The organism is Nocardioides turkmenicus (assembly GCF_011045035.1).
In the GTDB taxonomy this organism is placed as follows: Bacteria; Actinomycetota; Actinomycetes; order Propionibacteriales; family Nocardioidaceae; genus Nocardioides; species Nocardioides turkmenicus.
The window spans coordinates 16,870-39,238 of the sequence record NZ_JAALAA010000024.1; the positions used below are offsets into that span (position 1 = coordinate 16,870).

Consider the following 22,369-nt stretch of genomic DNA (forward strand, 5'->3'; position numbering starts at 1 on the left):
TGAGCAGTCGTCTCGGAGTATCGCATACACCCTGTCAACAGACCGATATCCGGACGCCAACGAAACTCAGGGAAGCTCTGCTTCCTTCATCTGCCGCGACTTGTAGACGTTCACGATCACCACGCCGTCGAGCCACTCGGTGAGCCGCTCCGCCTCGACCACCAGAGCCGCCCGTCCGGCCTCGCCGATGTCGTGGCGCACGATCGGGTGCACCCGGCCGTCGTCGTCCTGAGCCCAGGCCCCCACGATCCGGCCGTCCCACCAGGCGGTGTTGCCGGCGTTGCCGTTGGAGTCGAAGAGGTACGCCACATCCTCCTCGTCCAGGTAGAACCCGCGTTCCCGCCAGCCCATGACGGTGGGATCTAGGGTGGGCAGCAGCGCTGCCCAGGGCTCGACCTCGGGCTCCGGCGAGGTGGCGATCGGATCGTCCGGCAGCACCCAACCGGTGGCACCGCTCTCGAGACCGACCTCGACGGCGCCGACCGCGGCGATCGCGGCCCGCACTGCCGACTTGGTGGACCCGAGCCACCAGACCAGGTCGGCCTCGGTGCCGGGCCCGAAGGTCCACAGCCAGCGGCGGACCAGCTCGGCGTAGCCCTCCGCCGAGGGGAGCGGGGCCGGCATCTCGTCGAGCCACGCCTCGGTCAGCGTCCAGGCCGGCTTGTTCAGCCGCCAGTGGCCGAGGTTGGTCGCCCGCATCAGCCGCCCCTGCGCGGCGAGGGTGCCGATCACCCAGCGCCCGATCGCGAAGTCTCCGCCCCACTTCTTGTCCGGAGCGCCCATCCGGAAGCGGGTGTCGAGCTCCGGGACCAGCTCACGCAGCTGGGTCGTCGTCCGGGGCACGCCGTCGGCCAGCGCCGCCAGGGTCGCTGCGTACGCCTTCTCGATCCAGCCGTCCTGGTCCTCATCGATGCCGCCCGCGGTCAGCCACTTGTGGAGGTTCTTCTCCTCCTGGGCGGCCACGCGGGCGGAGGCGCTCCCCCAGGCCGCCGGGACGAGGTCGCGGGGAAAGGCGAAGAGCGTACGCCGCATGGCCAGCTGCTTGACCAGCGACCGCTCCTCGTAGAGCGCCCTCTCGACGTCCTCGACCCGGAGATCCCGGACCCGCGCGTGCAGCGCGAGGTGGACGGTCGCCGCCTCGGTCGCATGCCAGACGGTCATCGCCTCCGTCGCGGAGGCGACATCGGCGTACCTGTGGGCGGGTGCGAGCCCGTGGCGCCGGGCCAGCCTCGCCCGACGCTCGCGGTCGGTGACCATTCTCATCGGCAAGGCCTCACCGGTCGAACACTAGTGCAACGGGTCGGCGATCGTGCCGGATTCCTCGTCGAAGATGCCCTGGCTGAGTCGGGTGAGCAGCGGCAGCCCGCCGTGCTCGGGGCCGACCTTCAGCCCGCCGATGCGCTCCAGACCGGTGACGATGTCGTCGGGGCGTACGGACGGGGTGCCGTGCTTGAGCAGCAGCTCCAGCCGGGACCCGCCCTCGCGGGGCGCCGAGCCCAGGCGTACGACCGCTCCGCGGGCGTCGAACTCGCGCATCCCCTTCTTGGTCATCCGCTCGACGATGACCTCCTCGGCGCCGAGGAACGCCTCGACCGCTGCGGCCGCATCCTCCGGCGCCGTCGGGAGGTCGATGATCCACTCGCTGCCGGTGAGCAGGTCGGCCAGCGCACCCTTGGGCGAGGTGGCGGTGTCGACGACGTCGAGCAGGTCGAGACCGTCGGGCATGACCTCGTCGAGCGCGCTCTTGGTGGCGACCGGGTCGACGACCTCGCGCAGCGCCAGCTCGACGTACTCGGCCTCGCTCGCCGCCCCTGTCGGAGCCGCGCCGGCGTACGAGATCCGCGGGTGCGGGTTGAAGCCCGACGAGTAGGCCACCGGGATCCGGGCCCGCGCGACCGCGCGCTCGAAGGCGCGACTGAAGTCGCGGTGGCTGGTGAACCGGAGTCGGCCGCGCTTGGCGTAGCGGATACGGAGGCGCTGGACCGGCGGGGCCTGCTGTTCGGGCTGTTGACGCACGGGTCGATTATGGCTGCCGGAGGCTCCACGACCCACCCGGCGAATGGAAAGCCAACGGAATGTAACGGTTTGCATACGAAAAATGGGAGACTCGCGCGGTGACCCACCACAGACGCACGACGATCTCGGTACGCCTCAAGGAGCTGTTGCCGATCCTCGCGGTGGTCCTCACCGTCGGCGCCATCGCCGGCCTGACCGTCCTCGCACCCCGTCTGGGCGACGCCAGGCAGGCCTCCGCCGACGCCTCCTCGTCGCCGAGCGCCGACACCCTCGCGGCCTCTCCGTCGGCCTCCCCGTCGGCGTCGTCGCAGCCGCTTCCGAAGTTCAAGACGCTGGACGCGCCCCCGGCCATCGACAAGATCCCGAAGAAGCCGAAGATCGACCCGTGTGCGGTCCCGCGCAACCTGACCGTGATGACGTTCAACATCAAGGGCGGCCGGGTCTCCCCCGGCGAGCTCGGCGGCATCGCGGGCGTGATCCGTGACTCGGGTGCCGACGTCGTACTCCTCCAGGAGGTCGACCAGAACCGCCGCCGCTCGGGCAACGTCGACCAGCCCGCGATCATCGCCTCTCAGCTCGGGATGCAGTCCGTCTTCGGCGCCAACGACTACATCACCGACCGCGGCGGCTACGGCACCGCGATCCTGTCGCGCTTCCCCATCGACAGCTTCGACAACACCCACCTGCCCAACCGCGACGGCAAGGAGCAGCGCGGGGTGCTGCGGGCCAGCATCATCGTCGAGGGCCAGCGCCTGGTCGTCTTCAACACCCACCTCGACCACACCTCCGACTCGCTGCGGCAGGCACAGATCGGTGCGGTCATGTCCAAGGTGAACGCCTACGACGGCGCCAAGCTCCTCGGCGGCGACCTCAACGCCGGCTCCGGCTCCGGCGTCCTGAGCACCGCCCTCGGCGTGTTGTCCGACGCCGGTGCCGCGCTGGGCGCCAGCCACGACGGCGGCGGCCGCGTCGACTACCTGCTCCCCAACTCCTGGCTCAAGGCCGGCGACGGCCGGGTCACCCGCACCGGCCTCTCCGACCACCACGCCGTCAGCATCGACTTCGCGATGCGCGGCGCCGAGGACTGCTGAGTCAGTGGCGCTCGTCGACGTGGGACACTTCGGGCCGTGATCGACCTGCGCCCCGCCGTTGTTTCCGACGTCCCCGCCCTGATGGCCCTGTGGGAGGTGGCTGCGGAGAACGACGCTCGGCCGACCGACTCCCCGGCGAAGGTCGAGGCGCTGATCGCGCGCGACCCCGAGGCCTGCACGGTCGCGGTCACTGCCGACGGGCGGATCGTCGGCTCCTTGATCTCCGGCTGGGACGGCTGGCGGGCCCACCTCTACCGGCTCGCGGTCCACCCCGACGTACGCCGCCAGGGGCTCGCCCGCCGCCTGCTGACGCACGCCGAGGACCGCCTCGTGGCCCTGGGTGCGAGCCGTATCGACGCGATGGTCCTGGAGGGCAACGACCTGGGACAGTCGCTGTGGAAGAGCTCGGGCTACGAGTCTCAGTCGGAGTGGCGCCGCTGGGTCCGCCCGGTCGGCTGAGCGGTAATCAGTCGCCTGGATCGCGCGTCGGGTCTACCTTCGGCGAGTGGATTTCCTGACTCCCGAAGACCTTCCCGCACCGGCCGGCTACAGCCACGTCGTCGTCACCGATCCCGGCTCTCGCCTGGTCGTGACCTCGGGCCAGGTCGGCATCACCGCCGACGGCACCGTGGCCGAAGGCTGGGAGGCGCAGACCCGGCAGACCTTCACCAACCTCGGCGCCGCCCTGGCCGCGGCAGGCGCCACCTGGGCGGATGTCGTGAAGCTGACCTACTTCGTCGTCTCCACCGACGACCTGCCGCTGATCCGGTCGGTCCGCGACGAGTTCGTAGATGCCACCAACCCACCCGCCAGCTCGTTGGTGCAGGTCGCGGGCCTCTTCCGTCCCGACGAACTCATCGAGATCGAGGCGACCGCCGCGATCGGCTGATCGTCGCTCTGCCGAGCAGGAAGCGGTGGATCCGATACCAGAAGTGGTCGAACCGGGCTCGGGCCGGCGTCATCGGCGGGCCCATTTCGACCACTCTTGCGGCGGATCCGCTGATGGCCCGCCAGAACCACTGCGGCTACGCTCGCCGACGTGGTTGCTCACCCTCCGTTCGCGACCCGTCGCGCGGTGGCGGCCGATGTCGCTACCCTGCGCGCGATCGCCGTCGAAGCGTACGAGGGCTATCTCCCGCGGATGCGGGGTCAACGGCCGGGGCCGATGGACGCCGACTATGAAGACCTTGTGGCGTCCGCCGAGACATGGGTGGTGACCGACGGAACCGACGACATCAAGGGGTTCGTCGTGCTCTTGCCGTCGCCCGATGACTTCGTGCTGGACAACATCGCGGTCCGGCCCGAGAACCAGGGCCAGGGATATGGTCGGCACCTGTTGGCTCTCGCCGAGGCGCGAGCCAACGCCGTGGGCGCCAAGGCCATCCGCCTGTACACCCACGAGACGATGGTTGAGAACCAGCGTCTCTACGGGCGCATCGGCTATGTCGAGACATCCCGGCGGGACGATCGCGGATTCGGTCGCGTCTTCTTCGAGAAGACGCTCACGTCCTGACCGATCAGACGACACTCAGCGGGAGCAGCTTCCGACCGGTCGGCCCGATCTGGATCTCCGTGTTCATCTCGGGGCACACGCCGCAGTCGTAGCACGGGGTCCAGCGGCAGTCCTCGACCTCGATGTCTTCGCCGTCGGCGGCGGCGAGGGCGTCCTCCCAGTCGGCCCAGAGCCAGTCCTTGTCGAGGCCGGAGTCGAGGTGGTCCCAGGGGAGGATCTCGTCGTACTCCCGCTCGCGGGTGGTGTACCAGTCGAGGTCGACGCCGGTGCCGGCCAGGCCCTTCTCGGCCGCGGCGACCCAGCGGTCGTAGGAGAAGTGCTCGGACCAGCCGTCGAAGCGGCCGCCGTCGCGCCAGACCTGCTCGATGATCGCGCCGACGCGGCGGTCGCCGCGGGACAGCAGGCCCTCGACGATGCCGGGCTTGCCGTCGTGGTAGCGGAACCCGATCGCCCGGCCGAACTTCTTGTCGGATCGGACCACGTCGCGCAGCTTCTGCAGCCGCTCGTCGGTGGTCTCGTGGTCGAGCTGGGAAGCCCACTGGAAGGGCGTGTGGGGCTTGGGTACGAAGCCACCGATCGAGACGGTGCAGCGGATGTCGTTGCGGCCGGACACCTCGCGTCCCTTCGCAATGACCTTCTTGGCGAGCTCGGCGATCTGGAGGACGTCCTCGTCGGTCTCGGTGGGCAGGCCGCACATGAAGTAGAGCTTCACCTGGCGCCAGCCGTGGGAGTACGCCGCACCGACCGTGCGGATCAGGTCCTCCTCGGTCACCATCTTGTTGATGACCTTCCGCATCCGCTCGGAGCCGCCCTCGGGGGCGAAGGTCAGGCCGGAGCGGCGGCCGTTGCGGGAGAACTCGTTCGCGAGGGTGATGTTGAAGGCGTCCACGCGCGTCGACGGCAGGCTCAGAGAGACGTTGGAGCCCTCGTAGCGGTCAGCCAGGCCGGTCGCGACGTCACCGATCTCGGTGTGGTCGGCGGAGGACAGCGACAGGAGCCCGACCTCCTCGAAGCCCGACTTCCGGATGCCGTTCTCGACCATGTCGCCGATCGTGGTGATCGACCGCTCGCGCACGGGGCGGGTGATCATCCCGGCCTGGCAGAAGCGGCAGCCGCGAGTGCAGCCGCGGAAGATCTCCACCGAGAACCGCTCGTGGACGGTCTCGGCCAGGGGCACCAGCGGGTTCCGCGGGTAGGGCCAGGCGTCGAGGTCCATCAGGGTGTGCTTGCGCACCCGCCACGGGATGTCGGGGCGGTTGGGCACCACGGCCTCGATCTGGCCGTCGGCGGCGTAGGTGACGTCGTAGAACTTGGGGACGTAGACGGCGCCGGAGACGGCCAGCCGTCGCAGCAGCTCGTCGCGCCCGCCGGGGCGACCGTCCTGCTTCCACTCGCGCACGACCTCGGAGATCTTGAGCACGACCTCTTCGCCGTCGCCGAGCACGGCGGCGTCGAGGAAGTCGGCGATCGGCTCCGGGTTGAACGCGGCGTGGCCACCGGCGAGCACGATCGGGTCGTCGTCGCCGCGGTCGACCGCGTGCAACGGGATCTGGGCCAGCGAGAGCGCGTTGAGCATGTTGGTGTAGCCGAGCTCGGTCGAGAAGCTGAGCCCGAAGACGTCGAAGGCCCTCACCGGGCGGTGGGCATCGACGGTGAACTGCGGGATCGGGCCCTGCTCGTCGCCCTCGCGCATGATCTTCTCGAGGTCCGGCCAGACCGCGTAGGTGCGCTCCGCCGCGATCCAGTCACGCTCGTTGAGCACCTCGTAGAGGATCTGGACGCCCTGGTTGGGCAGGCCGACCTCGTAGGCGTCGGGATACATCAGCGCCCACCGCACCTCGACGTCGTTCCACTCCTTGACGGTCGAGTTGAGCTCCCCACCGACGTACTGGATCGGCTTGGACACCAGCGCCAGGCGCGGCTCCAGCCGAGGGAAGACAGACTCAGGAACGAGGTCGCTCTGGGCGACGGTCACGATGGGCACCTCAAAGCTCGGGAACGATCAACCCCAAGCGTACGCCGCCCCCGGACTCCCCTACCAAACCTCGCGCCGCGAGGACAGAATGCCGGGCATGGCATTGCGCAGATGGGCGGGCGAGTTCGCCGGTGGGACCGTGGCGACCGCCATGGCCACGCTGAACGCCCGGCACCCGTGGAGCCACAACGACCACTTCCACAGCTGGATCCTGGCGAACCTGCCGGAGCATCGCCGGGCGGCCCTGGACGTCGGCTGCGGTCGCGGGGAGCTCGTGGCCGCGCTGGCGCCGAGATTCGAGGCGGTGCACGGAACCGATCGCGACGAGGAGATGCTGCGGCGCGCCGGCGCCCGCTGCGCCGGCCTCCCCAACGTCACGATCGACGGCCGCTCGTGGACCGACGCCACCGGGCCGTACGACCTGATCACGATGGTCGCCGTCCTGCACCATCTCGACGTCGCCGACGCGCTCGCCGAGGTCCGCCGACTGCTCGCGCCGGGCGGGCGGTTCCTGGCGGTCGGGCTCGCTCCTCCCCGGAGCGCGGCAGACCATCTGTGGGACCTCGCCTCCGCCGTGACCAACCCGGTGATCGGGTACGTCAAGCATCCCTGGCCCTCGACCGATGACCCCGTGCGGCCGTTCCCCGTCCAGGACCCGACCGTGCCCCTCGACGACCTGCGCGAGATCGTCCTCGACGTCATGCCCGGCGCGGTCATCCGGCGTCGGCTCGGCTTCCGGCACACCATCGCGTGGACCAAGCCGTCGTAGCGGACCGGGCCGGCTGAACCGCCGACGTACGCCCTCGTTCCCGGCATATGGGCCGAACGGGCTATTTCCCGCTCGGCGCCCACGGGAGCACAGTGCTTTCATGTTCGCCATCCGGGCAACGCACGCATTCGACGGTGTCCGGTTCCTGACCGACGGGGCAACAGTCATCGTGGACGGGGACCGGATCGCGGGCGTGGAGGGCGCTCGGTTCGAGGTCCCCGAGGGAGTCGAGGTGACCACTTGCGACGGCACCATCCTGCCGGGGTTGTTCGACTGCCACACCCACCTGGTCGCGGACAGCACCTTCGGCGGGCTGGAGCAGGCGGGGTGCATGGACGACGCCGCGGTCGATGAGGTGATCGCCGGGTCGCTGCGCCAGCATGCCGCGGCGGGTGTCACGACGGTGCGCGACCTGGGTGACCGGTCCTACCGCACGCTCGCCTTCCGCGACCGGCCCGGCCTGCCGCGGGTGCTCGCGGCCGGGCCGCCGATCACCACGGTCGGTGGTCACTGCCACTTCCTGGGCGGCGCGGTCTCCGGCGACGTACGGGATGCCGTGCGGGAACGCGCCGAACGTGGCGTCGACGTGATCAAGGTGATGGCGTCGGGCGGCTTCGCCACCCCGGGGACCGACACGCTGGGGGCGCAGTTCACCGTCGAGGAGCTGCGCGCGATCGTCGAGGAGGCCGCCCGCCTCGGGCTCCGCGTGGTCGCGCACGCGCACTCGCTGGCGGGCATCCGCAACGCACTCACCGCCGGGGTCTCGGGGATCGAGCACTTCACCGGCCTCACCGCCGAAGGCCCGCGCCTCGACGACGACCTGCTCGAGGAGGTCGCGAGCCGCGGTGTGGTCGTCGACATGACGATGGGCAGCGTGCGCTCGGCACACGCCCAGATGCCACCGCCACCGCCGGAGATCGCCACGCTCATGGCGAGCCTCGGCTGGACGTCCATCGAAGACTTCTATGTCTCCCGGTTCGCCGTGCTGGCCCGCCTGCGCGGGCACGGCGTACGTCTCATCGCCGGTGTCGACTCCGGTATGGGGCCCTTCAAGCCGCACGGCAGCGCATGGCGCACCGTCGGCGAGTTCGTCGAGGGCGGGTACCCCATCGAGGAGGCGCTGGCGGCTGCGACCGCCACCGCGGCCGAGGCGTGCGGACTGGGCGCCGTCACCGGGCGTCTTTCCCCGGGATACGCGGCGGACCTTCTGGTCGTCGACGGCGACGTCGCCACCGATCCGACCGTCCTGGGCAAGCCTCTGGCCGTCCTCGTACGCGGAACCCCGGTGCCGCAGCCGGGATCGGTCGACTCCGGCGTGGGCGAGCCTGCACCAGGGTGAGATCGAGCGTTGGGGCCGCCCCTCGCGGACGGCCCCAACGACTCAGCTCAGAGCGTCAGCTCAGAACACCGTGGTGAGCAGCAGGTTCGGGGAACCGGTGCCCGGGTTGGTGACCACGTCGGGGATGGCGGCGCCGGTCAGGCCCGTGGCGACGTCGGCCGGGGTGGCCGAGGGGTTCGCCTCGAGGAAGAGCGCGGCGGCACCGGCGACGTGGGGGGTCGCCATCGACGTACCGGAGATGGTGTTGGTCGAGCCGTCGTTCCAGGCCGAGGTGATGTCGACGCCCGGGGCGAAGAGGTCGAGGCACTCACCGGTGTTGGAGAAGTCGGCGGCGGCGTCGGCGTCGTCGGTGGCACCGACGGTGATCGCCTCCGGGACGGCGGCGGGCGAGGAGCCGCAGGCGTCGGCGCTCTCGTTGCCGGCCGCGACGGCGTAGGTCACGCCGTCGGCGATCGAGGCCTGGACGGCCGCGTCGAGAGCCGGGTCGTTGCCGCCACCGAGCGACATGTTGGCGACGGCCGGGCCGTCGGTGTGGTTCTCGGTGACCCACTCGATACCGGCGACGACGCCCTCGGTGGTGCCGGAGCCCTGGTCGTCGAGGACGCGGACCGGCACGATGGTGGCCTCCTTGGCGACGCCGTAGGTGGTGCCCGCGACGGTGCCCGCGACGTGGGTGCCGTGGCCGTTGCCGTCGGCCGGGTCGGTGTCACCGTCGACGGCGTCGAAGCCCTCGCCGATCCGGCCGCTGAACTCCGAGTGGTCGGTCGCGACGCCGGTGTCGATGATGTAGGCGGTCACGCCCTTGCCGGTCTGCTCGTAGTGGTAGTTCTTGTCGAGCGGCAGTGCGGCCTGGTCGATGCGGTCGAGGCCCCAGGTCGGGTCCGCCTGGTCGCCCTGGGTGGTGTAGCGGTGGTTGGCCTGCACGTAGGCGACGTCCGGGTTGTCGCGGACCTCGGCGAGCGCGTCCTTGTCGAGCTCGGCCGAGAAGCCGTTGAACGCGGTGTTGAAGACCTCGCGGACGTCGCCGCCGGCGGCGCGGGCGTCGCTGCGTACCGACTTGGCCTCGGACCTCGCGACGTCGCTGCTGCCCTGCTTCTTCATCACCACGATGTACTCACCCTCGATCGCGGTCGAGGCCTCCGCACCGCGCAGCGGCGCCGGACTGTCCGCGGCGCCGGCCGGGACGGTGAAGGCGATCGCCGATGCTGCTGCTCCCACAGCCACGGCGGAGATGACTGCCGGTGCCTTGTAGGCCCGGTTCTTCATGGTTCGGTTCACGAACTGACTCCCGTCATCGTACGGCCCTGTAGGGCCGAGACGAACGCCCTGCGCCCTCCCTGTGGCCGCAGCCCGAAGCGTTCGGCACACCACGTAATCACGTTACGTCGAACCCGTAACGACCCAACTCTTCGCATTGCAGCAAGGTGCAGACACCCAAGGTGAACACCCATAAACAGCACATAAACAGGGCGGGAAAGGGGTCTGTCGCGTGGATTGTGTTCTTAGCGGTCTGGCGTGGTGTCCCGGCTTGAGGTCGGGGCGGAAGGACGATCACGCACATGACGGAGGAAGTCTCGCTTGAGGCGGGTGGCGATGCTGCCGGGTCTGCTGGCCTGGACGGGTTGGACATGTCCCGGCTGGCCGAGGAGCTCGTGGAGTCGGCTCGGGGCCATGGGGTCCAGCTGACCGGGAACGAGGGGTTGTTGACCGCGTTGACGCAGAAGGTGTTGCAGTCGGCGCTCGAGGCTGAGATGGCCGATCATCTCGGTCGGAATCGGTACGAGCGCACCGGCGATCCAGCAGGCCAAGCCGGCCAGGGCGGTCCTGAGATGGATCGGCCGGGACGCGCGGTGAACGTGCGGAACGGGTCATATCCGAAGAGGGTCCGGACCGAGGTGGGTGAGGTCACCGTCCAGGTCCCGCGGGATCGGGAAGGGAGCTTCGAGCCGGCGATCGTGGCCAAACGCCAAAAACGCCTGTCGGGGTTCGACGAGGCGGTGATCTCCTTGTACGCGAAGGGGATGACCACCGGGGACATCGCCAACCATCTGGCCGAGGTCTACGACACCGAGATTTCCCGCGGCCTGGTCTCACGGGTCACCGACGCTGTGACCGCGGATCTGCAGTCGTGGAAGACCCGGCCACTCGAACGCGTCTATCCGGTGGTCCTCATCGACGCGATCCACCTCAAGATCCGGGAAGGGACGGTCGGGAACCGGCCGGTCTACGTCGCGGTCGGGATCAACCTCGACGGCTTCCGCGACGTGCTCGGGATGTGGATCGGCCCCACCGGCGGCGAGGGCGCCAAGCAGTGGATGAACATGCTGTCCGACCTGCGCAACCGTGGCGTCGCGGATGTGTGCATCGTGTGCTGCGACGGCCTGAAGGGGCTCCCCGACGCGATCCGGACGACCTGGCCCGACGCCGAGGTGCAGACGTGTGTGGTCCACCTGATTCGCAACAGCCTGCGCTATACCCAACGTCGGGACTGGAAGCAGGTCGCCGCCGACCTCAAGGTCGTCTACACCAGTCCCACGCCGGAGGCGGCCGTGGTCGAGTTCGATGCGTTCGAGGAACGCTGGGGGATCAAGTACCCGGCCCTGATCCGGTTGTGGCGCAACTCGTGGGAGGAGTTCGTGCCGTTCCTCGACTACCAGCCCGAGGTCCGCAAGCTGATCTACACGACCAACGGGATCGAGTCGCTCAACGCCCGCTTTCGTGCCGCGGTGCGCCGCCGGGGCTCGTTCCCGGACGTCGACGCGGCCATGAAGGTCCTCTTCCTCACCATCTATCAGCGCGAGAAGAACCGCCCGAACCCGACCGGAAGGATCAACAACTGGACTACCATCCTGAACGAACTGACCGTGGCCTACGGCGACCGCCTAGGCCCTAACTAAGTCAGACCGAAGAACACAGTCGGGAAGACAGACCCCGGGAAAGACCTCCTTTCAACAGCACACCGGGCCGCCCGTGTTGCACGGACGGCCCGGTGGAGCCGATGCTGATCGGTCAGATCAGGCGATCGAGGTGTCGTCGATCAGGAAGCTGGTCCCGAGCGAGGAGTCCTCGGTGCCGGTGAACGTCAGCGTGACGGTGCTACCGGCGTAGGCGCCCAGGGAGAACGACTTCAACGAGTACGAGGAGCTCGCGTTCAGGTTGGAGTAGGTCGCCAGGGTCGTCGAGCCGATCTTGACGGTCAGCTTGTCGTAGGCCGTCGAGGTGGTCGTCTCGTTGGTGATCACCCGCAGGTAGAACGACAGGGTCTTGCCGGTCGTGGGCAGGGCGACCGACTGCGAGAGCGTGTCGGTGTGGGAGGAGCCGTAGCCGTTCAGCCACGCCTTGTAGGAGCCCGTACGCGCCGGGGCGGAGGTCGAGTTGTCGATCACTCCCGAGGAGGCGGACCAGCCGGTCGCGCCCGACTCGAAGCCCGGGTTCTTCAGCAGGTTGCCGGTCGTCGGCGGCTCCGTCGGGTCGGTGCCACCGCTCCACAGGGAGTACAGCAGGCGGTTGGGCGAGCCGGTGCCGGGCGAGGTGACCACGCCGGAGGTGGCGTTGGAGACGATCGCGGAGGAGACCGACGACGGCGAGGCCGTCGGGTTCGCCTGCAGGTAGAGCGCCGCCACACCGGCGACGTGCGGGGTCGCCATCGACGTACCGGAGATGGTGTTGGTCGCGGTGTTGGAGGTGTGCCACGCCGAGGTGATCGAGGAGCCCGGGGCGAACAGGTCGAGGCACGAGCCGATGTTGGAGAAGCTCGACCGAGCGTCGGTGTTGGTCGTCGAGCCGACGGTCAGGGCACCCGCGACGCGAGCCGGCGAGCCGTTGCACGCGTCGGCACCGGAGTCGTTGCCCGCCGCCACGGCGTAGGTGACGCCGTCGGCGATCGAGTTGTTGACCGCGGAGTCGAGGGTCGAGGAGACCCCGCCGCCGAGGGACATGTTGGCGACCGCGGGACCGGAGGTGTGGTTGGAGGTCACCCAGTTCACACCGGCGATCACACCGGCGGTGGTGCCGGAGCCGGAGGCGTCGAGCACGCGGACGGGCACGAGCGTGACGTTCTTGGCGACGCCGTACGTCGACCCGCCGACGGTGCCGGCGACGTGGGTGCCGTGCCCGTTCTCGTCCTCGGTGGAGGACCCGATCGCGGTGTAGCCCGAGGTGACGCGGCCGCCGAAGTCGGCGTGCGCGGACCGGATGCCGGTGTCGATGATGTAGGCCTTCACCCCCGAACCGGTGTAGTCGTAGTGGTAGTTCGAGTTCAGCGGGAGGTTGCGCTGGTCGATCCGGTTGAGGCCCCAGGTGGGGTTGGCCTGGTCGCCGCTGGCCTTCACGACCTGGTTGGCCTCGATGTAGTCGACATCGGGGTCGTTGCGAAGCGCGTCGAGCGCGTCGGCGTCGAGCGTGGCGGAGAACCCGGTGATCGCCTTGTCGTAGGCGTACTTCACCGAGCCGCCCTTCTCCTTGGCGAGCGCGCGGGCGTCGGCGGCGTTGGCCTTGGCCGCCGAGCCGCTGCCCTTCATCACGACGATGTAGGAATTGTCGATGGCCGTCGACTTCTCGGCACCGATCAGCGGTGCCGGGCTGTCGGCTGCGCCGGCGGGACCGGACATGGCCAGGATGGTGCCGGCAGCGCCGACGGCGGTCACCGTCGCCGCCGCGAGTGCGCCGAGGCGCCGCATGGTGTGGGGTCGGTTCACGATTACTGCTCCCGTCGTCAAGCAGCCTCGGGATGAGGGCTGCAAGGGGTCACAGATGCCCTGTGGGGCAACCGGGAGGGAACGTAATCGAGTTTACTGACGATGAAACGCGACATCTTTTCGCACTGCAGCAACCTGCAGGCGGTCGCGCGAGCGGAGGTCCTGAAGTGGTCCGGACCGGTCCAGACCGGTGCGTCGCGAGCGGCCCGAGATACCGAGTAGCAGACCCACTGCCAACAGCACCGCGATCATCGAGGAGCCGCCGTAGGAGAGGAACGGCAGCGGTACGCCGGTGACCGGCATGATGCCCAGGCACATGCCGATGTTCTGGAAGCTCTGGATGCCGAGCCAGCACACGATCCCGGCCGCCGCGACGCGTCCGAAGAGGTCGTCGGTGCGCGCCGCGATCCGCAGCCCGCGCCACAGCACGACCCCGATCAGCCCGATCACCAGCAGCGAGCCGACCAGCCCGAGCTCCTCCCCCACGACCGTGAAGATGAAGTCGGTCTGCTGCTCGGGGACGAAGCCCGCCCGGACCTGCGACCCCTGGAACAGCCCTTGGCCGAAGATCCCGCCGTCGCCGATCGCGATCCGGGCCTGCTGCACGTTGTAGCCCGCGCCACGCGGGTCCAGCGACGGGTCGGTGAACGCCATGAACCGGTTGATCTGGTACTGCTTCAGCACCCCGGTCGCGACCACCGTCGTAGCGGCCGCGATGCCGGAGAGCGCCAGCAATGCCAGCCATCGCCTCGGCGTCCCTGCGGCCGCGAGAACACAGAAGACCGTCACCCCGAGAACCAGCGTGGTGCCGAGGTCGGGCTGGAGCAGGACCAGGACGATCGGCACCGCCGCGACCAGGATCATCGCGACCACGTCGCCCAGCGAGACCCGCGCCTGCCAGCGACCCTCGCTGCGCTCGGCGAGGACCAGTGCCATCGCGATGACGACGGCCAGCTTGGCCAGCTCCGAGGGCTGGACCTGCACCGGCCCCAGGACCACCCACGACTTCGAGCCGTTGACGGTCGAGCCCATCACGAGCACCAGCACGAGCCCGATCACCGCGCCCACGTAGACCACCGGCGTCAGCAGCCGGACCCAGCGGTGGTTGGTGGCGACCACGCCCACCATCAGCACCAGCCCCGCAGCCACGTTGATCGCCTGCTTACGCAGGTAGGCGGTCGTGTCGCCGCCGGTGAGCGCGTCCCGGTGGATGGTCGCGGACCAGACCAGCAGCACCGACAGTCCCACCAGGAGCAGCACCGCGCCGAGGAGGACGAGGTCGATACGGCGTACGAAGGCCATCACGTCGTTCTTCATGGCTGTCCCCGCTAGTCCTTGGGCGCGACGATCGAGCCGTCGGCGCCGAACACCGGCAGGTTCTTCGGCGGGTCGATGCCCTTGATCGCGGCCTTGTCGGGCCGGACCACGGCGCCACCCTCCTCGATCCCGTAGAGCGCCTCCCACAGCTTGCGTACGGAGTCACCCACGGCACCCGAGCCGGTGCCGCCCTGGGAGATCGTCATGATGATGACGTACTTCTTGTTGTACGTCGCCACCCAGCCGGTCGTCTGCTTGCCGGTGACCTCGGCGGTGCCGGTCTTGCCGCGCACCTTCACCTCGTCGAGCGGGAACCCGCCGAACTTCCAGGCCAGGGTGCCGGTGCGCGTGGTGCCGAGCAGCGCCTCGTTGACGTAGTCGATGCTCCGCGGCGACATCTTGACCTTGCCGGCGACCTTCGGGTCGATCTTCTCGATCACGGTGCCGTCGCCGCTGACGACCGCCTTGCCGATGCGGGGCTCGTAGAGGGTGCCGCCGTTGGCCAGCGACGCGTAGGCGCGGGCGAGCTGGATCGGGGTGACCATCGTGTCGCCCTGGCCGATCGAGAAGTTCACCGCGTCGCCGGTGCGGTAGTAGTTGCCCTCGATGCAGAACTCGTGGGCGAACAGCTGCAGGAACGAGGACGGTGCGTTCTTCTTCTCGTCCATCCGGCAGTAGTAGTCCTTCATGGCCTCGTAGTACTCGGCCTTCCACTTCCGGTCCGCGATCCGGCCCGCCGACTCGCCGGGCAGGTCGATGCCGGTGCGCTTGCCGAAGCCGAACGCCTTGGCGGTCTCGACCAGCGGGTCCTTGGCGTTGACGTTGGCCGGGTTCGAGCCGTACTTCCTCCAGTAGTCGACCGCGACCCGGTAGAAGAAGGTGTTGCAGGAGACCTCGAGCGCCTTGGCGAAGTCGATGTAGCCGTAGGGGGCCGACTCGTAGTTCTTGAACCAGCGGTTGCCGACCTGGAGGCCGCTGGAGCAGTCGAGGCGGCTGTCGCGGCTGTAGCCGTTGTTGAGCGCACCGACCGTCATGAACGGCTTCCACGTCGACCCCGGCGCGAACTGGCCCTGCGTCGCTCGCGGCAGCAGCGGGTAGCCCGCCTTCTCGGAGTAGAGCCGGTCGAGCTGCTTCTGGGTGATGCCGCCGACCCACTCCTCGGGGTCGTACGTCGGCTGGTTGGCCATCGCGACCAGCCGGCCGGTCTGCGCCTCCATGATCACGACCGATCCGGAGTCGGCCTCGAAGTTGCGGCCGGTGATCTTGTCGAAGGTGCCGCGCGCGGTCTCGATCGACTCGGCCAGCAGCTTCTCGGCGCGGCCCTGCACCTTGGCGTCGATGCTGGTCACCAGCGTGTCGCCGGGCTGGGAGGCCACCGAGTCGCCGCGGCCGATCTCACGGCCGAGGGAGTCGACGGTGACGGTGTCGTAGCCGGGCATGCCGCGCAGCCACTGGTCGTACTCCTTCTCGACCCCGGACCGTCCCACCATCGAGGTGTTGTTGAGCGACTCGTCGCCGCGCTCCCTGGCGCTGTCGTACTCGTCCTCGGTGATCGGGGAGAGATAGCCGAGCACGCCGGCGGCGTTGATGCCGTAGGGGCTCGGGTAGGAGCGCAGCGTCTGCTTCTCGGCCACGACCCCGGGGAAGTCCTCGGGTTGCTCGAGGATGCGCAGCGCGGTCGACTCGGAGACGTCGGTGGCGATCGGCACCGGCTGGTAGCGGGTGCCGGACCAGTTGGCGATCGCCTCGTTCTGCTTCTTCGGGGACACGTCGACGGCCTTGGCGACCCGCTGCATCAGCGTCTTGCGGTCGTCGTCCTCGAGCCCGTCGAGCACGCTCTGGTCGAGGCTGACCACCCAGGCCGAGCGGTTGGTCACCATCGGTCGGCCCTGGGCGTCGACGATGATGCCGCGCACCGGCTGGCGCACGATCTCCCGCTTCGACTGCGAGGCGGCGGCCGCCTGGTAGGCGTCGCCGTGGCGCACCTGCAGGTAGAAGAGCCGCACCCCGAGCGTGGCCAGCAGCGAGAAGACCAGCGCCTGGATCACGATCAGCCGCAGCCGGCTGACCTGGGCGGTGGGGAGTCGACTCCGAGCCATCTCAGAGATCCCCCTTCCCGATCAGCCAGAACAGCGCCGGGATCAGCAGCGGGGCCAGCAGCAGGTCGTAGCCGACACTGATCGCCACCGTCGGCAGCAGGGTCAGCGGCGCCTCACCGAGGATCAGGCCGCTGACCGCGAAGATGCTCACCCCGATGAACGCGCAGGTGGCGACCGTGGCCATCACCGTCATCGCGTTGGGACGGGACTGGCTGTGGTGGGCGATGCTGCCCTCGCGTACGCGGCCGGCGACGTAGCCGACGATCAGCAGCGCGAGCGCCCACCGGCCGGCGGTGTGGTCGGCGGGCGGCGCCAGATCGAGGAGTACGCCGGCGGCGAACCCCGTCACCATCCCGGCCTGCCCACCACGGGTGAGCGCGACCGCGAGGACGACCAGGAGGGCCAGGTCGGGGGTGATGCCGCGGATCGCGAAGGCCGGCGCCACGCTCAGCTGGAGGACGATCGCGATCACCACCAGCAGGCCGACCAGGACGTTGCGCAGCACCGGTGCGGCACCGGACGCGCGGGCTTCCATGTCACTCATCGCAGCTCCCCTTCCGGCGTGACCACGGCACGGTCGCTCATCGTGCCGTTGGGCACGACCACACCGACGACGTCGAGCGAGCCGAAGTCGACGTACGGCTTGATCCGCACCGTCCGCGAGGAGTCCCGGACGCTCTCGAAGGTGTCGGTGACCTCGCCGATCGGCAGCCCGGAGACGTACGGAGCGGCCCGGCCGTCACCCCAGGTGATCACGGTCTCGCCCTTGAGCGGGGCGGCGGTCTGGTCGATGAGGTCGAGGGACAGCAGGCCGGCGTCGGAGCGGCTCGCGACCACGCCGGAGCCCCGGACCATGCCGACCTGACCGGACTTCCTGCCGCTGCGGTCGGCGCCGCCGACGCGGCCGCCGACGACCGAGGCGGCGTCGACGATCAGCAGGACGGTGGCGCTGGTCTTGGTGACCCGCAGGACCCGGCCGACCAGGCCGTCTCCGGTCACGACCGACATGTCGGACCTGACCCCGGCGGCGCTGCCGGCGTCGATGGTGACGGTGCGGTTGAAGGTCTGGGCGGGGCCGTAGGCGGTGACCCGGGCCGGCACCAGGGAGTAGCCGAGGTCCTCGGCGGCGCGGGTGATCGACTCGTACTCTGCGAGCTTGGACCGGCCGTAGTCGGTGACCTCGACCCGGCGGCGGAGCGTGGAGTTCTCCGCCTCGAGCTTGGCGATCCGGTCGCGGAGGTCGTCACGGCTGTCGAACCACTCCGGGACCCCGGTGAACGGGCGGGCGACCATCGCCGCGCCGGTCTCCAGCGGGGAGAGCACCTCGCCGACCGCGGTGCGAGCGGGCTCCAGGACGGGGGTCTGGTCGAGCGTGGCCAGGGTCGCGCAGCACAGGATCAGCGCGATCAGCCAGGACCGCTTCGGGCCACCGCCGCCGGCACTGGTCTCGAGGCTGCCTCGCCGGTTGAGCCTCTCCCGAGGCGTACGGACCATGGGTTTGGGGCCCTTGCGCTGTTCCAGCCCTTTGCGCAGACGTTCGCTGGGGCGGGGGCTCAGCAACGACACGTCACCATCTCCTGTTCTCGTTGACCAGGACGGGGCGGAGCACGTCGTAGTCCTCGACGCAGCGGCCGGCGCCCATCGCGACCGAGGTCAGCGGCGACTCGGCGATGTGGACGGGCATGCCGGTCTCGTGGCGCAGGCGCTCGTCGAGGCCGCGGAGGAGGGCGCCACCGCCGGTGAGGACGATGCCGCGGTCCATGATGTCGCCGGCCAGCTCGGGCGGGGTCTGGTCGAGCGTGGACCGGACCGCGTCGAAGATGTCGTGGAGCGGCTCCTCGATCGCCTTGCGCACCTCGGCGCTCGAGACCGTGACGGTGCGTGGCAGGCCGCTGACCAGGTCACGTCCGCGGATCTCGGCCTCGGGCTCGTTGGGCAGCGGCCAGACCGAGCCGAGGGTCATCTTGACCTCCTCGGCGGTGCGCTCGCCCAGGAGCAGCGCGTGCTCCTTCTTGAGCCAGGTCATGATCGCGTTGTCGAGCTGGTGGCCGGCGGTCCGGATCGACTGGCTCGTCACGATGCCGCCGAGGCTGATCACCGCGACCTCGGTGGTGCCGCCGCCGATGTCGACGACCATGTTGCCGGTCGGCATGTGCACCGGGAGCCCGGCGCCGATCGCGGCCGCCATCGGCTCCTCGATGATGTTCACCATCCGCGCGCCGGACTGGTAGCCGGCCTCCTTCACCGCGCGGATCTCGACCGCGGTGATCCCGGACGGGACGCAGATGACCATCCGCGGCTTGGCGAAGTAGCGGCGCCGGTGCACCTGCTGGATGAAGTAGCGCAGCATCTGCTCGGTCGCCTCGAAGTCGGCGATCACGCCGTCCTTGAGCGGCCGCAGGGCCACGATGTCGTCGGGCGTACGTCCCAGCATCTTCTTGGCCTCATGGCCGACGGCGACCATCTCGCCGGTGTTCTTGTTGAGCGCGACCACACTCGGCTCATCGACGAGGACGCCCTTGCCGCGGACGTAGACGAGTGTGTTTGCGGTGCCGAGGTCCACCGCCATGTCACGTCCAATGATGCTCGCCATACGTCCTCGCGTTCCCGGGGCGCCGCGTCGGGGCTCTGTGCTGCAGGATGCGGGCCTGCCGACGAGGCTACGAAGGTCCGAGCCCCAAAGCGGAGAGGCTCGCCGAAACCGCAACGATACGGGGTGTGCCCAGGGCGCCGACCCCGGGGATGCCTGTGTTCACCGGGCGTTGCGGAACGGCTCACGGAGGCCAGGGAAAGTCGTCCCGGCGATCGTAGACACCCGAGCCCGCGAAGTCGCGGGTGCTGATCTCGACGCTCGCTCCGGTCACCGTCAGCCGGCCCGCGGTGTCGCTGTGGGAGGCCACCTCGAAGACCGCGGTCTGGCTCCCCTTCTCGACCCGGAGGCTCGACCCCGGCGTCTCGACCCGGGCGTCGGGTATCGCCTCGGCCACGGCGTCGAACGAGGTGATGTCCAGGTCGGCGAGCACGGCGTACGTCCGCGCCGTCGCCTTCTCCCGGACCGTCTCGTGGTCGGTGTCGGGCCACTCGGTGCCCGTCCAGGTGACCTCACCGGCCTTCGCCTCGGTGATCTCGGTCAGCAGCTCCGTCGCCCAGGCGCGTACCTCGGTGCGCTGCGTCCTCAGCTGGTCGATCTTGGCGTCCACGTCATCTCCACAGCCCGTCAGTCCCGCCAGCGACCCGAGCGCGGCCAGGATGGCCGCCGCCCGGCGTACGCCTTGGGTGAAGCTTGTCATCGAGGTCAGTCATCCTTCGTGTCGACGTCACCGTCACCGTCGGTGTCGGGACTCGTCGGGGTGCGGTCCGCCTCCGGGTCCTGTGGTCCCTTGTTCCAGGGATCGTACGTGTGGTCGGCCCGCTCCACGTCGTCGTAGTCGCCGTTCACGACCCGGGCGATGTTGTAGAGCGACTCCGTGTCGTGGTCGAAGTAGCTGGTGTGCTGGGGGAAGGTGCGGACGTAGTCACCACGGTCGACGTCCTCCGCCTGGAAGCGGTTGGCCCCGAAGTCGTCCTCGGCGGGATCGTTGCCGAGCCCGCCTCCCGCCGCCAGCCAGCCGCCGACCCACCCGTTGTCGGCCAGGGCGGCCACCGGGTCACGCGAGTTGGCGCCCACCCAGACGTCGTTGTTCACCCCGAGCTCGTCAGCGTGCTCGACGCCGCCACCGGCGCCCGGGCTGCCCAGCAGGACCGCGTCGTCGACGTCCACGTCGTGGTCGGTCAGCGCGTGCGCCGTGGTGGTGGAACCGTAGCTGTGGCCGATCGCGGTGAGATGGAAGTCGTCGGACCGCATCGCGTTCAGGCCGTCGAGGGTGTCGGCCAGCCGTTCGCCGCCCTTCTTGGCCAGGTATTCGTTGGTGACGGCGGCGGCGTCACCGGTGAGGTTGTCCGGAGCGTCGTAGCCGATCCAGATCAGCGAGGCCGTGCTCGTGCCGCCCGCCTCGGACGCGGCCTGCTGGACGTTGATCGCCTTCTGGGTGTTGCCGTCGATGTCCGCGGCGTCGGTGCCGAAGCCGGGAACCGTGACGGACACGTTCTCCGCGGTGTCGAGGTCGCCGACCGAGACGGCGACCGCGCCGTCGCCGTCGAAGGCGAGCGGGTCGTAGAGGTAGAGCTGCGGCACGTAGTGCTCGCCCGTGCGGGGGTCCGTCGCGTTGCGGACCCGGTCGAGCGCCATCGACGCCTGCACCGCGTTCTCGTAGCGGGTGTGCTCGTCGTCGGTCCGGTTGTCCGCCGGGATCTGCTCGATCCGGTCGAGGTCACGGTTGAGCTGACGGTTGTTCGCCTCGCTCCGAGCCCAGGCCGGGACGCCGTCGAGGTTGCCGATCTCCTCCGGATAGGCGGCGATGACCGCCTGCCGCTCCTCGTCGCTCAGCCCGTTCCACCAGTCGTTGACCTCCTCGGGAGAGGCCCCGGAGCCCGGCTTGTCCGCGATGGCCGCGTCGGCGGGGTCGGTGACGCCCTCGTAGGCGGCCTCGACCTTCTCCGCAGTCGCCGCCTTCGCGAAGGCTCGGATGACCTCCTGCTCGGCACGTTCCAGGTCGCGCTGCCAGGCCTCGACGTCACGGTCGTGGGCCTTGACCTGCTCGGTGACGCTCGCGCACTGCTGCGCGAAGGCGTCCACCTCGTCCGCCGGGATCTCCCGGCCGCGTCGCTCCAGGTCGACGACGATCGCCAGGAGCTCCTCGTACCAGTATCTGAGGTCGTTCGCCGCACGCTGCAGCGACTCGAGCTCGTCGGCATGCGCCATCACCGCCGTCGCGACCGCCCTCAGCCCCAGGGAGAGCGCGTCGTTGCGGTGGCCGAGGCTGCGGGCATCGGCGGCGTACGCCGACCCGGACTCGCCCTTCAACCCGCTGTCGCTCGCCGAGGAGCCGCCGTAGGTCCCGAGGTCGTCGAAGGAGGCCGAGGAGTCGCGCAGCGCCGTCCCGAAGGCGTTGACGCCCGCCGGGTCGGCCTTGAACTCCGGCGGAGCGACCGGACGCGGCGGCAGCGTCACGGTCGTCACCGAGTCTCCTCCAGTGCGTTCTGGACGAGCATCGCCTCCACGCTCGAGAGGTGGTCGCCGGCCGTGATCCCTTCGAGCGCCTTCCGCAGGCCGTCGGCGAGAGCCTCGGCGGCGGTGCCCTCGTCCTTGGCGATGACCTCCCAGGTGTGGGCGAAGGTGTCGGCCGGCGCCTTCACGGCCGGGGTGAAGCACGAGGTCGAGAGGCCGCCGAGCTTGTCGGCGATGGCCTCGAGGTCGAGGTGGTAGTCGTCCCACCGGACCGCGGTCGAACCCACCTTCGCCGGGTCCGCCTGGAGCGTCATCGCCGCTCACCGTCCGCACGATCTGTGCCGGACTGCTCCTCGGGCGGCAGCAGGACGATGTCGATCTCCGGGTGGCGGCGCTGCACCGCGGCCCAGAACGGATCCTTGACCCTGCCGCGGGCCAACCCGCCCGGCCGGCCCTGTGAGTTCTCGTGCGCGTGGCTCATCATCGACTCCCCCTTTCGTCAAATG

General features: G+C 69.7%; 20 protein-coding genes and 1 pseudogene. 7 read left to right on the top strand and 14 right to left on the bottom strand.

Annotated features, from left to right (window positions below; all coding sequences use genetic code 11):
• Window positions 1-66: 66 nt before the first annotated feature.
• On the bottom strand, window positions 67-1,263 hold the full coding sequence (locus tag G5C66_RS22180) for a winged helix DNA-binding domain-containing protein (RefSeq protein WP_165113206.1): 1,197 nt from the start codon (window positions 1,261-1,263) through the stop codon (window positions 67-69).
• Window positions 1,264-1,287: 24 nt separating this feature from the next.
• Window positions 1,288-2,016 carry a TIGR03936 family radical SAM-associated protein gene (locus tag G5C66_RS22185; RefSeq protein WP_165113208.1) on the bottom strand — a complete coding sequence of 243 codons (729 nt, stop codon included), beginning with the start codon at window positions 2,014-2,016 and terminating at the stop codon, window positions 1,288-1,290.
• A 98-nt stretch (window positions 2,017-2,114) separates the two neighbouring features.
• Between G5C66_RS22185 and G5C66_RS22190 the strand changes: the two genes are divergently transcribed.
• The 4 genes and pseudogenes from G5C66_RS22190 to G5C66_RS22205 all read left to right on the top strand — a co-directional run bounded on the left by G5C66_RS22190 (window position 2,115) and on the right by G5C66_RS22205 (window position 4,620).
• Entirely contained in the window at window positions 2,115-3,107 is a 993-nt protein-coding gene (locus tag G5C66_RS22190) for an endonuclease/exonuclease/phosphatase family protein (protein ID WP_165113210.1), read from the top strand.
• Window positions 3,108-3,131: 24 nt separating this feature from the next.
• Window positions 3,132-3,566 (top strand): annotated as a pseudogene (locus G5C66_RS22195) (GNAT family N-acetyltransferase); the annotation flags it as partial.
• A 46-nt stretch (window positions 3,567-3,612) separates the two neighbouring features.
• Window positions 3,613-3,996 (top strand): Rid family hydrolase, encoded by a 384-nt coding sequence (locus G5C66_RS22200; RefSeq protein ID WP_165113214.1) that lies wholly within the window; start codon window positions 3,613-3,615, stop codon window positions 3,994-3,996.
• 150 nt (window positions 3,997-4,146) lie between these two features.
• Window positions 4,147-4,620, top strand: a complete 474-nt coding sequence (locus tag G5C66_RS22205; RefSeq protein WP_206444443.1) for a GNAT family N-acetyltransferase — start codon at window positions 4,147-4,149, stop codon at window positions 4,618-4,620.
• 4 nt (window positions 4,621-4,624) lie between these two features.
• Here G5C66_RS22205 and G5C66_RS22210 read toward each other — a convergent pair whose 3' ends face one another.
• On the bottom strand, window positions 4,625-6,595 hold the full coding sequence (locus G5C66_RS22210; RefSeq protein WP_165113216.1) for a TIGR03960 family B12-binding radical SAM protein: 1,971 nt from the start codon (window positions 6,593-6,595) through the stop codon (window positions 4,625-4,627).
• A gap of 97 nt (window positions 6,596-6,692) precedes the next feature.
• On the opposite strand from G5C66_RS22210, the gene G5C66_RS22215 reads away from it, so the two are divergent.
• Window positions 6,693-7,364, top strand: coding sequence for a class I SAM-dependent methyltransferase (locus G5C66_RS22215; RefSeq protein ID WP_241248759.1), 672 nt, complete (start codon window positions 6,693-6,695; stop codon window positions 7,362-7,364).
• A 100-nt stretch (window positions 7,365-7,464) separates the two neighbouring features.
• Entirely contained in the window at window positions 7,465-8,703 is a 1,239-nt protein-coding gene (locus G5C66_RS22220) for an amidohydrolase family protein (protein WP_165113218.1), read from the top strand.
• Window positions 8,704-8,763: 60 nt separating this feature from the next.
• Here the strand turns inward: G5C66_RS22220 and G5C66_RS22225 are convergent, their stop codons facing one another.
• Window positions 8,764-9,981 (bottom strand): S8 family serine peptidase, encoded by a 1,218-nt coding sequence (locus G5C66_RS22225; RefSeq protein ID WP_206444444.1) that lies wholly within the window; start codon window positions 9,979-9,981, stop codon window positions 8,764-8,766.
• Window positions 9,982-10,331: 350 nt separating this feature from the next.
• On the opposite strand from G5C66_RS22225, the gene G5C66_RS22230 reads away from it, so the two are divergent.
• Window positions 10,332-11,600: an IS256 family transposase gene (locus G5C66_RS22230; protein WP_165113285.1), complete on the top strand. Its 1,269-nt coding sequence runs from the start codon at window positions 10,332-10,334 to the stop codon at window positions 11,598-11,600.
• Window positions 11,601-11,717: 117 nt separating this feature from the next.
• On the opposite strand, the gene G5C66_RS22235 is transcribed toward G5C66_RS22230, so the two are convergent.
• The 10 genes from G5C66_RS22235 to G5C66_RS22280 form a co-directional block, all read right to left on the bottom strand.
• Window positions 11,718-13,400, bottom strand: a complete 1,683-nt coding sequence (locus tag G5C66_RS22235) for a S8 family peptidase (RefSeq protein WP_338144279.1) — start codon at window positions 13,398-13,400, stop codon at window positions 11,718-11,720.
• 93 nt (window positions 13,401-13,493) lie between these two features.
• Complete coding sequence (gene rodA / locus G5C66_RS22240; protein WP_165113220.1) at window positions 13,494-14,717, bottom strand: rod shape-determining protein RodA; 1,224 nt, start codon at window positions 14,715-14,717, stop codon at window positions 13,494-13,496.
• 11 nt (window positions 14,718-14,728) lie between these two features.
• A complete protein-coding gene (gene mrdA / locus G5C66_RS22245; RefSeq protein ID WP_165113222.1) occupies window positions 14,729-16,816 on the bottom strand; it encodes a penicillin-binding protein 2 in 2,088 nt (695 codons plus the stop codon).
• 1 nt (window position 16,817) lies between these two features.
• Window positions 16,818-17,360, bottom strand: a complete 543-nt coding sequence (mreD, locus tag G5C66_RS22250; protein ID WP_165113224.1) for a rod shape-determining protein MreD — start codon at window positions 17,358-17,360, stop codon at window positions 16,818-16,820.
• Complete coding sequence (mreC, locus tag G5C66_RS22255) at window positions 17,357-18,382, bottom strand: rod shape-determining protein MreC (RefSeq protein WP_165113226.1); 1,026 nt, start codon at window positions 18,380-18,382, stop codon at window positions 17,357-17,359. The genes mreD and mreC overlap by 4 nt, the downstream gene beginning before the upstream one ends.
• Before the next feature lies 1 nt (window position 18,383).
• Complete coding sequence (gene mreB, locus G5C66_RS22260; protein ID WP_165113228.1) at window positions 18,384-19,409, bottom strand: rod shape-determining protein; 1,026 nt, start codon at window positions 19,407-19,409, stop codon at window positions 18,384-18,386.
• A gap of 181 nt (window positions 19,410-19,590) precedes the next feature.
• Window positions 19,591-20,106 carry a hypothetical protein gene (locus tag G5C66_RS22265; RefSeq protein ID WP_165113230.1) on the bottom strand — a complete coding sequence of 172 codons (516 nt, stop codon included), beginning with the start codon at window positions 20,104-20,106 and terminating at the stop codon, window positions 19,591-19,593.
• A 5-nt stretch (window positions 20,107-20,111) separates the two neighbouring features.
• A complete protein-coding gene (locus G5C66_RS26960) occupies window positions 20,112-21,875 on the bottom strand; it encodes an alpha/beta hydrolase (protein ID WP_165113232.1) in 1,764 nt (587 codons plus the stop codon).
• The gene (locus G5C66_RS22275) at window positions 21,872-22,177 is read right to left on the bottom strand and encodes a hypothetical protein (RefSeq protein WP_165113234.1); all 306 of its coding nucleotides are present in this window, start codon (window positions 22,175-22,177) and stop codon (window positions 21,872-21,874) included. Before G5C66_RS22275 ends, G5C66_RS26960 begins: the two co-directional genes overlap by 4 nt.
• Window positions 22,174-22,344 (bottom strand): hypothetical protein, encoded by a 171-nt coding sequence (locus G5C66_RS22280; RefSeq protein ID WP_165113236.1) that lies wholly within the window; start codon window positions 22,342-22,344, stop codon window positions 22,174-22,176. Before G5C66_RS22280 ends, G5C66_RS22275 begins: the two co-directional genes overlap by 4 nt.
• Between the last annotated feature and the right edge of the window lie 25 nt (window positions 22,345-22,369).